General features: G+C 68.2%; 13 protein-coding genes. 3 read left to right on the top strand and 10 right to left on the bottom strand.

All coding sequences use genetic code 11. The annotated features are described in order from the left end of the window. Window positions 1–101: 101 nt before the first annotated feature. A complete protein-coding gene (locus ABIE19_RS10670; protein ID WP_354089160.1) occupies window positions 102–1,265 on the bottom strand; it encodes an AI-2E family transporter in 1,164 nt (387 codons plus the stop codon). Window positions 1,266–1,383: 118 nt separating this feature from the next. On the opposite strand from ABIE19_RS10670, the gene ABIE19_RS10665 reads away from it, so the two are divergent. Then, window positions 1,384–2,901 (top strand): helicase HerA-like domain-containing protein, encoded by a 1,518-nt coding sequence (locus ABIE19_RS10665; protein ID WP_354089159.1) that lies wholly within the window; start codon window positions 1,384–1,386, stop codon window positions 2,899–2,901. Window positions 2,902–2,907: 6 nt separating this feature from the next. On the opposite strand, the gene ABIE19_RS10660 is transcribed toward ABIE19_RS10665, so the two are convergent. The 3 genes from ABIE19_RS10660 to timA are packed head-to-tail and all read right to left on the bottom strand — an operon-like array spanning window position 2,908 to window position 6,440. Continuing rightward, entirely contained in the window at window positions 2,908–4,635 is a 1,728-nt protein-coding gene (locus ABIE19_RS10660; protein ID WP_354089158.1) for an amidohydrolase, read from the bottom strand. A gap of 57 nt (window positions 4,636–4,692) precedes the next feature. Continuing rightward, complete coding sequence (locus tag ABIE19_RS10655; protein WP_354089157.1) at window positions 4,693–5,823, bottom strand: MltA domain-containing protein; 1,131 nt, start codon at window positions 5,821–5,823, stop codon at window positions 4,693–4,695. Next, window positions 5,823–6,440 (bottom strand): TIM44-related membrane protein TimA, encoded by a 618-nt coding sequence (timA, locus tag ABIE19_RS10650; RefSeq protein ID WP_354089156.1) that lies wholly within the window; start codon window positions 6,438–6,440, stop codon window positions 5,823–5,825. The genes ABIE19_RS10655 and timA overlap by 1 nt, the downstream gene beginning before the upstream one ends. Before the next feature lie 219 nt (window positions 6,441–6,659). Between timA and secB the strand changes: the two genes are divergently transcribed. After that, complete coding sequence (gene secB, locus ABIE19_RS10645) at window positions 6,660–7,187, top strand: protein-export chaperone SecB (RefSeq protein ID WP_376854274.1); 528 nt, start codon at window positions 6,660–6,662, stop codon at window positions 7,185–7,187. 95 nt (window positions 7,188–7,282) lie between these two features. Continuing rightward, on the top strand, window positions 7,283–7,570 hold the full coding sequence (locus ABIE19_RS10640) for a putative quinol monooxygenase (RefSeq protein ID WP_354089155.1): 288 nt from the start codon (window positions 7,283–7,285) through the stop codon (window positions 7,568–7,570). A 4-nt stretch (window positions 7,571–7,574) separates the two neighbouring features. Here the strand turns inward: ABIE19_RS10640 and dnaQ are convergent, their stop codons facing one another. The 6 genes from dnaQ to ABIE19_RS10610 are packed head-to-tail and all read right to left on the bottom strand — an operon-like array spanning window position 7,575 to window position 12,089. Then, window positions 7,575–8,306 (bottom strand): DNA polymerase III subunit epsilon, encoded by a 732-nt coding sequence (dnaQ, locus tag ABIE19_RS10635; protein WP_354089154.1) that lies wholly within the window; start codon window positions 8,304–8,306, stop codon window positions 7,575–7,577. A gap of 37 nt (window positions 8,307–8,343) precedes the next feature. Next, window positions 8,344–9,156 carry an aminoglycoside phosphotransferase family protein gene (locus ABIE19_RS10630; protein WP_354089153.1) on the bottom strand — a complete coding sequence of 271 codons (813 nt, stop codon included), beginning with the start codon at window positions 9,154–9,156 and terminating at the stop codon, window positions 8,344–8,346. Further along, on the bottom strand, window positions 9,153–9,773 hold the full coding sequence (coaE, locus tag ABIE19_RS10625; RefSeq protein WP_354089152.1) for a dephospho-CoA kinase: 621 nt from the start codon (window positions 9,771–9,773) through the stop codon (window positions 9,153–9,155). Before coaE ends, ABIE19_RS10630 begins: the two co-directional genes overlap by 4 nt. After that, entirely contained in the window at window positions 9,770–10,609 is an 840-nt protein-coding gene (locus tag ABIE19_RS10620; RefSeq protein ID WP_354089151.1) for a shikimate dehydrogenase family protein, read from the bottom strand. Before ABIE19_RS10620 ends, coaE begins: the two co-directional genes overlap by 4 nt. Continuing rightward, entirely contained in the window at window positions 10,606–11,202 is a 597-nt protein-coding gene (locus ABIE19_RS10615; RefSeq protein WP_354089149.1) for a Maf family protein, read from the bottom strand. Before ABIE19_RS10615 ends, ABIE19_RS10620 begins: the two co-directional genes overlap by 4 nt. Then, entirely contained in the window at window positions 11,199–12,089 is an 891-nt protein-coding gene (locus tag ABIE19_RS10610; RefSeq protein WP_354089148.1) for a pyruvate, water dikinase regulatory protein, read from the bottom strand. The genes ABIE19_RS10615 and ABIE19_RS10610 overlap by 4 nt, the downstream gene beginning before the upstream one ends. Window positions 12,090–12,516: the final 427 nt, after the last annotated feature.

Below are 12,516 nucleotides of genomic sequence, written 5' to 3'. Positions count from 1 at the left end.
GGGAGCGCCGGTCCTCTGGACTTCGCGGCCGGGAGGGGGAGGGGAGGCCGCGTCGTCTGATTGGGTAGATAGTGGCCACTTATGGCGGATCAAGGGCAGGATCAGTCTTCTTTTCCGCCTTTTTCATGCGACCGCTTGCCGCGCCCCTTTAGGAAATTGAACCAAGACTTGCGTTTTTGTTCCGCCCGCGGATCAGACTTGCGCGGCGCATAGGGCTCTCCGTCGCCGGACAGCAGGACGGCGATCCAGCGCGAGCCCTTGAATTCCGCCAATATGGCCATGGCCATCACGGCCAGGGGCGTGGACAGGAACATGCCCGGCACGCCCCACATCTTGCCCCAGAGCGCCAGGGCCAGGAGGACGACCACCGGGTCGATATTCTGATTGTCGCCCTGCATGCGCGGCTGGATCATGTTGCCGACGACGAACAGCAGGACCTGGAGCCCGATCAGCAGGATGAGCGCCGGCCAGTAGCTCTCGAACTGGACCAGGGCGAACAGGGGCGGGGCGCAGCCGGCGATAGCGCCGCCCAGCACAGGAATGAAGCCGACGATGAAGATGACGAAGGTCCAGAACTCGGCGTTCTGAAGGCCCACGGCCCGCATCAGGATCCAGGCCACCAGGCAGATCATGGCCCCGGTCACGGCCTGGACCCACAGATAGCCCTCGACCCCGCCACGCACCCGGTTGAACACCTCCATCGCCTCGTTGCGGGCGCCCCGTTCGGGGAACATGGCGACGATCTTCTTGCGGAAGCCCGCCTGGGAGGCGAGCAGGAAGCCCAGATAGACCATGACGAAGAAGGCGCCCGAGGCCACGCCCTGAGCCTGCATCGCCGCCTGGGTCAGCCAGCCGCGCACGTCTATGCCGGCGATCAGATCCTGAAGCGTCGGCGGATCGGCCACGCCGACCAGGGCGCTGGCGTCATGAATGATTTGGTCCAGTCGAGGGCCGATGTTGGCGGAAACGCCCGAGGCGTCGGTGAAGAAGCCGGCCGCGCCGTCGACGATGATCCAGATCGACAGCAGGAAGCCGAGCACCACCAGGATCAGGGCCGCCGTCCCCGCGAACCGTGACGGCACGGGGGTGCGAGTCTCGATGGCCCGCTTCACCCCGTCAATCATGATCATCAGAAAGATGGCCATGGCCAGGGGCGTCAGGATGTCCCGCAGCCAGTAGAGGGCCGCCCCGCTCGCCACGACGGCGATCAGGACCAGGGCGTTGCGTGCGACCGATGAGGTCGGAACCGTGAGAGGCAGTTTCATGATCGGGACTGTCGTGGGCGTCGGCGACAGCGTCAATCGCTGTAAAGCCGCGCGGTTCCGCCTTGCGGCCCCGGCCCGGTCGGATAAGCATGCGGTCAGACGCAGGAGACCGCCCCGCATGACCGACAATCCCGCCGCCCTCTTCCTCGGCCAGTCCTTCGAGGGCGCCGCCGAAAACCTGCTGTTCAAGCGCGCCAACCGGCACGGCGTGGTGGCCGGCGCCACCGGTACCGGCAAGACCGTGACCTTGCAGATCATGGCCCAGGGCTTTTCCGATGCGGGCGTCCCCGTCTTCTGCGCCGACGTGAAGGGCGACCTGTCGGGCATCAGCCAGCCGGGCGATGTCCAGAAGTTCGGCGAACGCGCCGGCAAGATGGGGTTGAACCTGATGGGCAAGGCCGCGCCGGTCGTCTTCTGGGACCTGTACGGCCAGAAGGGTCACCCGATCCGCGCCACCATCTCCGACGTCGGCCCGACCCTGCTGGCCCGGATGCTGGAGCTGAACGACGTGCAGGAGGGAGTGCTGACCGTCGCCTTCCACGTCGCCGACAAGGAGGGCCTGCTGCTGCTGGACCTCGAGGACCTGCGCGCCCTCCTGGCCTATGTCGGCGAGAACGCCCAGACCATCGGCCGCGAGGTCGGCAACGTCTCGCCCACCTCGATCGCCGCCATCCAGCGCGCCCTGCTTCAACTGGAACAACAGGGCGGCAAGGCCTTCTTCGGCGAACCGGCCCTGCGGCTGGAAGACATGATGCGGACCTCGCTGGACGGACGAGGCCAGGTGAATGTCCTGGATTCGACGCGGCTGATGAACAGTCCCCGCCTCTACGCCGCCTTCCTGCTGTGGCTGCTTTCGGAACTGTTCGAGCAGCTGCCCGAGATCGGCGACCCGGAGAAACCGCGCCTGGTCTTCTTCTTCGACGAGGCCCACCTGCTGTTCAACGACGCGCCCAAGGGCCTGCTGGAGAAGGTCGAGCAGGTGGTCCGCCTGATCCGCTCCAAGGGCGTAGGCGTCTATTTCGTCACCCAGAACCCGGCCGACATCCCCGACACCGTCCTGGCCCAGCTGGGCAACCGGGTGCAGCACGCCCTGCGCGCCTATACCCCCGCCGAGCAGAAGGGCCTGCGCGCCGCGGCCCAGAGCTTCCGCACCAATCCCGCCTTCGACACCGCCGAGGCCATTCAGGCCCTGGGCGTGGGCGAAGCCCTGGTCTCGACCCTGGACGACAAGGGGGCTCCGACCGTGGTGGCCCAGACCAAGATCCGTCCCCCGGACTCGCGCCTGGGTCCGGCGACCGACGCCGAACGCGCGGCGATCATCGCCGCCAGCCCCGTGCGCGGAACCTATGACACGGCGATCAACCGCGAGTCCGCCGAGGAGGTCTTGAAGGCCCGTCGCGCCCAGGCCGACCGTATCGAGGCCCAGGCTCAGGCCGACGCCGCCGAGGTCAAGGCCACCGAAAAGGCCGCCCGCTCAGCCCCCGCTCCGGCGCGCGAACGCGCCCCGGCCCGCCCTCGCGCCTCCAGCCGCCAGACGCCGATCGAGGCCCTAACCAAGTCCGTCCTGCGCACCGCCGGCTCGACCATCACCCGCGAACTGCTGCGCGGCGTGCTCGGCAGCCTGAAGAAGCGATAGAGGATCTCAACCCAGGTCGACGGGACGACCTTCCTTGTAGACCTGGGACACCTTGATCCCGGCCAGGCGGTCGGGATCGATGCGGATCGGATCCGAGTCCAGCAGCACGAGGTCTGCCAGCTTGCCGACCTCAAGCGACCCCTTGCGGTCGTCCTCATAGTGCTGCCAGGCGGCCCAGAGGGTCATGGCCTTCAAGGCCGTCTCGACCGGAACGCGCTCGTCCGGCCCCAGGATGTCCCCCGAGCGGGTGCGGCGCGTGACCGTGGCCGACAGCACCCGCATGGCGTCGGGATTGGCCACGGGCGCGTCGTGATGGGTGGTGAAGCGCATGCCCCGCCTCACGGCGGAGGCGCAGGGCGAGATCAACTCCGCCCGACGCGGTCCCAGGACGGACTCCCTATGCCAATCGCCCCAGTAGAAGGTGTGCATGGGGAAGAAGGAGGGGACGATCCCCAGCATCTTCAGGTCGTCCAACTGGTCCAGCCGCGTCGTCTGGCCGTGGATTAGGACGGGACGACGATCCTTGACCCCGTGCCTGCGGCTCGCCTCGCGCACGGCGGCGATCAGGAGATCGACGGCGGCGTCCCCATTGGCATGGACCTCGATCTGCCAGTCGTTGCGGAAGGCCAGGTCCACGGCATCCAGGGCCTGCTGCTCCGTCACCGCCGGATAGCCGCGCCAGGACGCCGGCTGGCCTTCGGGCGGTATGAAATAGGGCTGGGACAGCCAGGCCGTCTTCGCCTGGGGCGAACCGTCCAGCGTCAGCTTGACCCCGCCTATGCGGAATCGACCCTCATAGCCCCGCCGATGCAGGGGCGTGGCCATAATGTCGGTGGACGTCAGGATGTCGGGGAAGGACAGGATGTCGATCGGCAGGGCGCCGGCCTCAGCCAGTTGGGCGATCATGCGGCAGGTGTCGGTCGACGATCGCCCGTCCTGAGCCGTGGTATAGCCGAACCGGGCGTAGAAGCGCGCGCCCTCGACGATCATCTGGCGGTTGGCCTCCGCGTCCAGGCGCGTGAACAGGGCGCCCATGACGGCGAAGAGGGCGGTCTCCTCCATCACCCCGTTCGGCTCGCGCGAACCGTCGCGACGCCGGAAGACGCCGCCGCTGGGATCAGGCGTGTCGGCGCCGACCCCCGCCGCCGCCAGAGCCGGCGTATTGGCCGCGCCCATGTGACCTGACTGATGCAGGAACAGGATCGGCACGACGTCGGAAACGGCGTCCAGTTCATCCCGCGTGGGATGACGCCGCTCCTTCAGTTGGGAATCGTCATAGCCGAAGCCGATCACCAGCCCCGTGTCGCGGACGAGCGCTTCATGACGGCTCATCCAGTCGCGCGTGATCCCCTGCAGGGCCGAGACGTCGGCGCCTTCTCCGTCCGGCGCCGGAAGAAGATTGGCGTAGCGCGCCTGCAGCCCGACCATGGAGACATGGCCGTGCGGGTCGAAGAAGCCCGGCAGCAGGGTCCGGCCCTCCAGATCCGCCGCCCGAGCGCCGCGCCCAGCCGTCGCTCGCACCTCGTCCAGGGAGCCCGCCGCGAGAATGCGGTCGCCGCGCACCGCGACCGCCTCCACGGCCGGACGGGCGTCGTCCATGGTCAGGATCGGCCCGCCGGAAAAGACCGTCACGGGTTCGGCGCGAGCCATGGCCTTGCCGCCGACGGCCAGTCCGCCGATCGCCCCGGCCACGAACAGACGACGATCCAGCAGGTTCGGCAGGAAGGATCTCATTGGGAGTCCGATGCTGAAGGCTTCAGCACCTCAATCCCTCGCCCGGAGCCGGGTTCCTCAGCCCCGGGGGACCAATCGCCACATGCGCAAGGGATGGCGCACCGCGCCTGCCTCATGCCCCGCCGCATCGCCGCGGCCGATATAGAGGTCGGCGCGGACAGGACCGCGGATGGCCGAGCCGGTGTCGAGCGCCATGACCAGGCCGCGATAGCTGGCCCGGGCGCCGGCCAGGTTTCCGCCGTCAGCCTCGATCCAGACCGCGTCGCCATAGGTCCAGCGCGAGGGATCGACGGCGATGGAACGACGCGCGGGCAGGGGAACGCCCGCCGCCCCGGTCGCCTCCTTGCCGTCGTCGGGGGCGACACCGAAGAAGATGTAGCGAGGGTTCAGGGCCATGATCGCCCGCGCTTCCGGCCCGCGATGCGCCGCCAGCCAGGCGCGGATGGCCTCGCCCGAGGTTCCGTTCTGGGGCAGCAGCCCACGTTCGGCCATTGGCCGGGCGATGCCGACGAACCGCGCCCCGTTGTCGGCGGCGTAGGCGGCGCGCAGGCGAGCCCCGTCCGGGAAGGTCAGGGTCCCCGAACCCTGGATCTGCAGGAAGAAGAGATCCTCGGCCCGCATCCAGGCCAGGGCGGAGGACTGAGCCGAGCCGGCCTCGATGGCCGCGCGGTCGCCGAGTTGTCCGGGATTGGCCGGGCGGCTGAGGACCGGAGCGTCGAACTCGGCGTCGGGAACGCGGCGCGCCTCGTACTCCGGCGCGAAATAGGCGGTCAGCAGACCCGCGCGCCCGTCGTCGGTTCGCGCTTCCGAGGCGACGAAATGGGTCTCGAGGAAGGTTCGGGCGTCGCTGGGCGAGGGCCGTCGCGCGGCCAGGGCCTGAGCCCGGGCGCAGGTCGCATCAGCCGTCGCGCCCCTGGCCGGGCGACAGCCGGCCGCATAGGCCTGGAAGGCCGCCAGGTGATCCTCTTCAGCCCAGCCGGGCAGGGCACTGAGGCTGATTTCGCCCCATGAGGGCGGAGGCGGAACCGAGGGACCGACGGGAGGGCCAACCGGCGGTCCGGGCGGAACCGGCGTGACAGGCGGCGTCGAGGCGCAGGCCGCGACGAACAGCAGAAGGAAAAGACCTCCGATCCTGGCCGCGCCCATCGGCTCGACGGGCGACGGCGACGAGCGGATGCGGCCGAGCATCAGGCGCTGGCCGGCTCGACGCGTGCCAGGGCCCAGTTCGGGTCGGCGGCGCCCAGGACGCGCTCGAAGGTCCAGACCTCGGCCGTGCGGCGCTCCTCGGTCACGGCCTCGCCGGCGGCCGGGGTCACGATGTTGCGCAGCTCGGCCAGGAAACGGACCTTGGCGACCGCACGGTCGTCGCGGACCGTGGCCAGTTCGAGGTCCGCGCGAGGGGTGTGGAGGAATTCGGTCTGCTCGCGGTCGCCGCGCGCCTCTCGCGCCGTGATGCCCGCCTCGAACGAGGTCATGACCGCCGGGGTCAGCAGCGGGCGCAGGGCGTCGCGATCGCCGGAGGCGTAGCCGCGCACGATGGTCTCATAGGCCTGGCGCGCGCCTTCCAGGAAACGGGCCGGATCGAAATTGGGATCGCGCGCCTTCAGCCCCGCCACGGCGGCGGCCGTCGCGGCGTCCAGGGCGGGGACGGAGACCGGCGCCTGTCCGCCGGCGGGGGCGGCCTGGGGCAGGCGGGCGTCCTCCTGCGGCTGACGACCGACCTTCTTGCCCAGCACATTGTAAAGCATGAACAGCAGCACCGCGGCGACGATGGCGAACATGACGATCTGGAATTGAACGGGCACGAGGCTTTCCTGAGGCGGCAGACGCCCCCGAAAACTTGCGAGGCGTCTTTGTAACCTCATGAGGATTAGGGGGCGATCCTGTCCGGCGCAAGGCGAGGGACGCTCCGAACGCCGGTCTCGACGTTGCGGCCTATAGCCTCGCCGTGGTAGTCGCCGGCCCTTCACCCCGGGCCGGGAGCGGTCCGGCGTCCCTGTTTTCCAGACTGACGGCTAACCTTCATGACCGACGCCACCGCCCCCGCCGACACCGCCGCCAACGGCCAAACCGAGCCGATGGAAGGCCAGGGCCAGCCCGCCGGTCCGGGCTTCCGCATCCTGGCCCAGTACGTCCGCGACCTGTCCTTCGAGAACCCGCGCGCGCCGGAAAGCCTGCGTATCGACGGCAAGCCCGCCATCGACATGGGCGTCGAAATGAACGCCGCCGGTCGTCCGGACGGCCTGTTCGAAGTGGACCTGAAGCTGTCGGTCAAGGCCACTGGCGACGACAAGAACGCCGTGTTTCACGTGGAACTCGTCTACGGCGGCCTGTTCGCCCTGAGCGGCGTCTCGCCCCAGGACATCGAGCCCCTGCTGCTGATCGAATGCCCGCGCTACCTCTTCCCCTTCGCGCGTCAGATCATCGCCCAGGCGACCTCGGACGGCGGCTTCTATCCGCCCTTCATGGTCGACCCGATCGACTTCGCCGCCATCTACGTCGCACGCCAGCAGCAGATCGCCGCAGCCCCGGCCGAAACCGGCCAGGCGTAATTCGCAGAGTAGGCGAGGCGCACGGCGCTTCGCTGCTTGAGCGGAAATTGGGAGGGGCGTCCGTTGGGGCGCCCCTTTCTCGTGTGGAGCATGAAATGCTGAAGGTCATCGCCGAGGACTTCATCAGACCGGAGCAGGTCAAGGACGTCATGCCCCTCTATGCCGAGCTGGTGCGGTTGACGCGCCAGGAGCCCCTCTGCCTCGCCTATGATCTTTTCATCGACCGCAAGCAGCCGGGCCATTTCATCTTCATCGAGGAATGGCCGGACCAGGCCGCGCTCGACATCCACTGCGCCAGCGAACATTTCCGTCGTCTGGTTCCTATGATCGACGCCTGTCAGGCGCAACCCGGAACCTACATCCTGATGGATCAGGCCTTCTGAGAGATCAGGCGGCCTCTTCGCCCTCGGTCGCGACCGTCACCCCATAGGCGGCCCAGAGACCATGTTCCTTCAGCGTCGCCTTCAGGAAGGCCGTATGAGCGGCCTGTTCCGCCTCGGTCGAACGCGGGGGTAGGGGGGTGGGCCGAGCGCCGTAGGCGACTCGTGCCGCCCCCGCGGTGGTCGTCTGGGTCGTGCGGGCCGTGGTGAGGTCAAGGGCGCGCTCCTTGCCTCCCCGCAGCTCAAGATAGACCTCGGCCAGCAGGCGGGAGTCGATCAGGGCGCCGTGAAGGGTCCGGTCGACCAGAGAAATCTTGAAACGCTTGCACAGGGCGTCCAGCGAGTTGGGCATGCCCGGGAAGCGCTTCTGCGCCAGCTGAAGCGTGTCGATCCACCGCTCCTGCGGCGGCGGCTTCTGACCGATGCGGTTGTATTCGAAGTCGATGAAATTGCGGTCGAAGTTGGCGTTGTGCGCGATCAGGGGCGCGTCGCCTATGAACTCTAGCAGGTCGGCGGCGATCTCGTGGAACTTGGGCGCGTCCTTGACGTGATCATCAGTGATGCCGTGAACCTTAATGGCCTCCGGCGGGATCAGGCGCTCGGGATTGACCAGGCGGTGAAAGGTCCGCCCCGTCGGCAGCAGATCGTGAATCTCGATGCAGCCGACCTCGATCAGACGATCGCCTGTCTTGGGATCGAATCCGGTGGTTTCAGTGTCGAGAACGATTTCGCGGGCCATGTCCCTTAATGCCGGGCTTCGGTTCTCTGCGAAAGGCTCAAGCCGCGTTCAGAGCCGCCTGAACGGCGCGACCCACAGCCAGACTGCGTTCGGCCTCGGCGACGTCGCCGTCCTCCAGATGCCAGGCCGCCGACAGGCAGGCGTGACAGAAGCCGTAGCCGAGGACCGTCGCGACGGGTCGCCGCACCGCCGGGCCCAGGACCTCGGCCAGGCGACGCGCCCGTGCGGGATCCGTGCGTAGATCCTGACGCTCCAGCGGATTGTACAGCAGGTTGGCGGCGTCATAGGCCGGATCGCCCAGGACGCCGTGCGGATCGATGGCCAGCCAGCCGCGCTCCCCGAACAGGATGTTGTCGTGGTGCAGGTCGCCGTGCAACGGCTGAACCGGGCCGCCGGCCAGGGTTTGCAGACAGGCGTCCGCCTCGGCGAACAGACCGCCTTCACGTCGGGCCGCTGACGTCAGGTCGGCGAAGCGATCCGTCATGGTCTGAAGGCCTTCCGCACCGCGAATCGAGGGCGAGTGCAGAAGACGCAGGACTTCGGCGGCGATGAGGGTCGCGGCGGCGTCTCCCTCGTGATCCAACACATGGGTCAGGGTTCGCGCGCCGACATCCTCCAGCATCTGCCAATCGCCTTCAACGCCCAGCAATCGCGCTGCGCCCAGACCCCCTCGCCAAGCGAGATAGGCCATGGCATGGGCGGCGTCCGACGCCGCCAGAGCGCTGACCCGCTTCACCACGACCCGTTCGCCGTTCAAGCGGCGCGCCCGCCAGACCTGGCCGCCGATCCCCTGAGCCAGAAGCGTGGTCTCAACGACGGCCCAGGTTTTCGGCAGGTCCGACGGCGTCATGATTTGCTGGGGGAGGGCTTGGTCCAGCCCGGCGATAGAACAGCCTCTACGATCCGGCGCACCTGTTCGCGCGCAGCGTCCAGCCCACGGCCGGTATCGACCAGGAAATCGGCGCGGCGGCGCTTCTCGGCGTCCGGCGTCTGGCGGTCCAGGATGGCCTCGAAGCGTTCGCGGGTCATGCCGGGGCGAGCCAGGACACGGGCGGCCTGAATCTCGGGATCGGCGGTGACCACGACCACGGCGTCCACGAAGGCGTCGCCGCCGGTCTCGAACAGCAGAGGGATGTCCAGCACCGCCAGCCGCACGCCTTCGGCCCGCGCCGCCGCCAGATCCTCGGCCCGATCCTGAGCCACCAGGGGATGGACGATCCGCTCCAGCCGTTTGAATGCGTCTTCATCGCGACCGAGCGCCTCGGCCAGACGGGTGCGGTCCACGACGCCGTCGACCACCACGCCGGGGAAGGCTTCGCCCAGGGGTTCGACCGCCGCCCCGCCACGCCCATAGAGGCGGTGCACGGCGGCGTCGGCGTCCCAGACCAGCGCGCCTTCGTCGGCGAACATCCGCGATGTCGTCGACTTGCCCATGCCGATCGAGCCGGTCAGGCCGAGAATGATCATGCGCCTTCCCCCAGATGGGCCAGCAGCAGGGCGCGTAGGTCCAGAGGCGGAGGCGGGCGACGAAACAGGGCGGTGAAGGAGGGCGCCGCCTGCCCGATCAGCATGGCCAGACCGTCCACCGTGGTCAGGCCGCGTGCGCGCGCCGCCGCCAGAAAGGGCGTCGTCACAGGCTTGTAGGTCATGTCCATGACCACGGCGCCCGGCTTCAACACCGACAGGTCGATCTCGGGCCGCACGCTGAGGGCGTTGATCACCAGATCAGCCGAGACAAGGGCGTCGGCATCGGCGACGCCGACCGCTGCCCCTAGATCGGCGGCCAGGGCCTCGGCCCGGTCCCGCGTGCGGTTCAGGATGCGGATGCGCGCGCCCGCGTCGATCAAGGCGCCGGCGCCGGCCCGCGCCGCGCCGCCCGCGCCCAGCATGACGACCTCGGCGCCCTTCAGGTCCAGATCCGGCGCTTGCTCGGCCAGGGCGTAGAGCACGCCGACGCCGTCCGAACTGTCGGCTCGCACGCGTCCACTCTCGAAGACCAGGATATTGGCCGAGCGGGTCGCCTGGGCGGCCTCGCTCGCCTCGTCGGCCAGGGCGAAGGCCTGTTCCTTGAAAGGCGCCGTGACGTTCAGGCCCAGGATCAGACCCGCTCGTCCAGCGGCGATCAGGGCTTCAAATCCGTCCGCGTCCTTCGGTGCGAAAGGGGTGTAGACACCGTCGATACCCCCCGCCGCCAGCCAGGCGTTGTGGATCACGGGACTCAGGGAATGGGCCACCGGCTGGCCGGCGATCCCGGCCAACAGGGCGGCGCCAGTGACGCGGTTGCGTACAGGGGAGGGTTTCATGAGACGATGGCCCCCGCTCGTCGCAGTTCGGTCAGGACCGGCCAGAGCGGCAGGCCGAGGACGGTGAAATAGTCCCCGTCCACCGCCTCGAACAGCTGGGCGCCCAACCCTTCCAGCCGATAGGAACCGACACAGGCCAGCAGGGCCTCGCCTTCGGCCGCCAGATAGGCGTCGAGGAAGGCGTCGGAAAAGTCGCGCATGCGCATCTGGGCCGTATCCACGCCGGACCACACCACTTGGCCGTTGCGCGCCAGGGCGACGCCGGAATGCAGTTGATGCGCACGGCCGCGCATGGCTGCCAGACGCTCCCTCGCCGCCGCCAGACTGGACGCCTTGGACACCAGGCCTCCGTCAAAGGCCAGGGTCTGGTCCGCGCCCAGAACCCAGGCGTCGGCATCATGGCGCGACACGGCCAGGGCCTTGGCTCGCGCCAGTTCGACCGCCAGCGCGATCGGATCGACGCCCGGAACCTTCAAGGCCTCCTCGTCCACGTCGGCGACCTGGACTGTGAAGGGGACGCCGGCGTTGGTCAGAACCGCCCGTCGAGCCGCGCTCTTGGAGGCCAGGATCAGGCGTTCTCCATCTGTCGTCACATCAGGGCTCCGGGTTTGACCGTTGAAGCGTCCTGGCGGCGGCTGCGCCTTTCGCTCAACAGGTTGATGATGGCCGCCGCGGTCTCCTCAACCGAGCGACGCGTGACGTCGATGGTGGGCCAGCCGCGTCGTTCGAAAGCCCGACGCGCCTTGACCGTCTCCTCACGAACGGCGTCGTGATCGACATAGTCAGAGGCCCGGCTGGCGTTCAGCCCTTCCAGACGATTGCGACGGATCTGCACCAGGCGATCAGGCGAGACCGTCAGTCCCACTACCAGGGGGTTCTTGAGGGCCGTCAGGCGTTCGCCGTCTTCCTGACCCGGAACCAGGGGCACATTGGCGGCGCGAATGCCCCGGTTGGCCAGGTAGATGCAGGTCGGGGTCTTGGAGGTTCGACTGACGCCGCACAGGACGACGTCCGCGTGTTCCAGTTGTTCCACCGTGCCCTGTCCGTCGTCATGGGCGATGGCGAAGTCCAGGGCGCCGATGCGGTTGAAATAGCCATGGTCCAGGGCGTGCTGGGCGCCGACACGGGTCGAGATATTGGTCCCCAGATAGCCCGACAGGGCGCCGACCAAGGGATCCAGGGCGCCGATCTGCGGCGTCTGCAGCCGGCGACAGCCTTCTTCCAACTGTTCCCGCAATTCCCGATCCACCAGGGTGTGCAGGACGACGCCTGGCGCGCCTGCGATCTCTTCCAGCACCCGCTCCATCTGCTTGGGCGAACGGACCAGGGCGTAGATGTGCTCGATAGGAATGACGCCGTCGAAACGGGCGATCACCGCCTTGGCCATGGCGTTGAGGGTTTCACCCGTCGAATCCGAGACCAGGTGGACGTGAAAATAGGTGGCCAGGCGGCTCGATCCGGGCAAACGGGCGGGACTCATGCTCTGGTCGTCTCCTCAACGCGGCCGCGAGGCGGTCGGACTCTTTCCCCGACACCTGTGCAAAAGCCAGGGCGCCGTTCGTCACGGACTGGGCGCCGAATCCTCTAGCAAGCTCAGGCGACGGTCGCGAGCGGGGATCACGGGCGCCGATGGCCGAACGGCGCCTGGAGTCGTTCATGCAGGCGCCGAATTTCTATCCTCACTGGGGGATAAGGCGCCTTGTCCAGAATTGGCGCCCGGCGCCTTTCCCACAAAGGCGCCCAGATCGGACTCCCGTCACAGCGGACTCAAAGCCGGTTATCCCCACAATCAACACACCATGACTGAGATCGCCAGATTCGTTCGCCCGAAATCGGGGAGAAACCTGTCGATCGACGGTATGACCGGATTCTGTCCCCGCATTCCAAGGCTCTGCTTCCATCCTCCA

The organism is Brevundimonas faecalis (assembly GCF_040549405.1).
Lineage (GTDB): Bacteria > Pseudomonadota > Alphaproteobacteria > Caulobacterales > Caulobacteraceae > Brevundimonas > Brevundimonas faecalis.
This window is presented reverse-complemented; position numbering and strand designations above follow the sequence as displayed.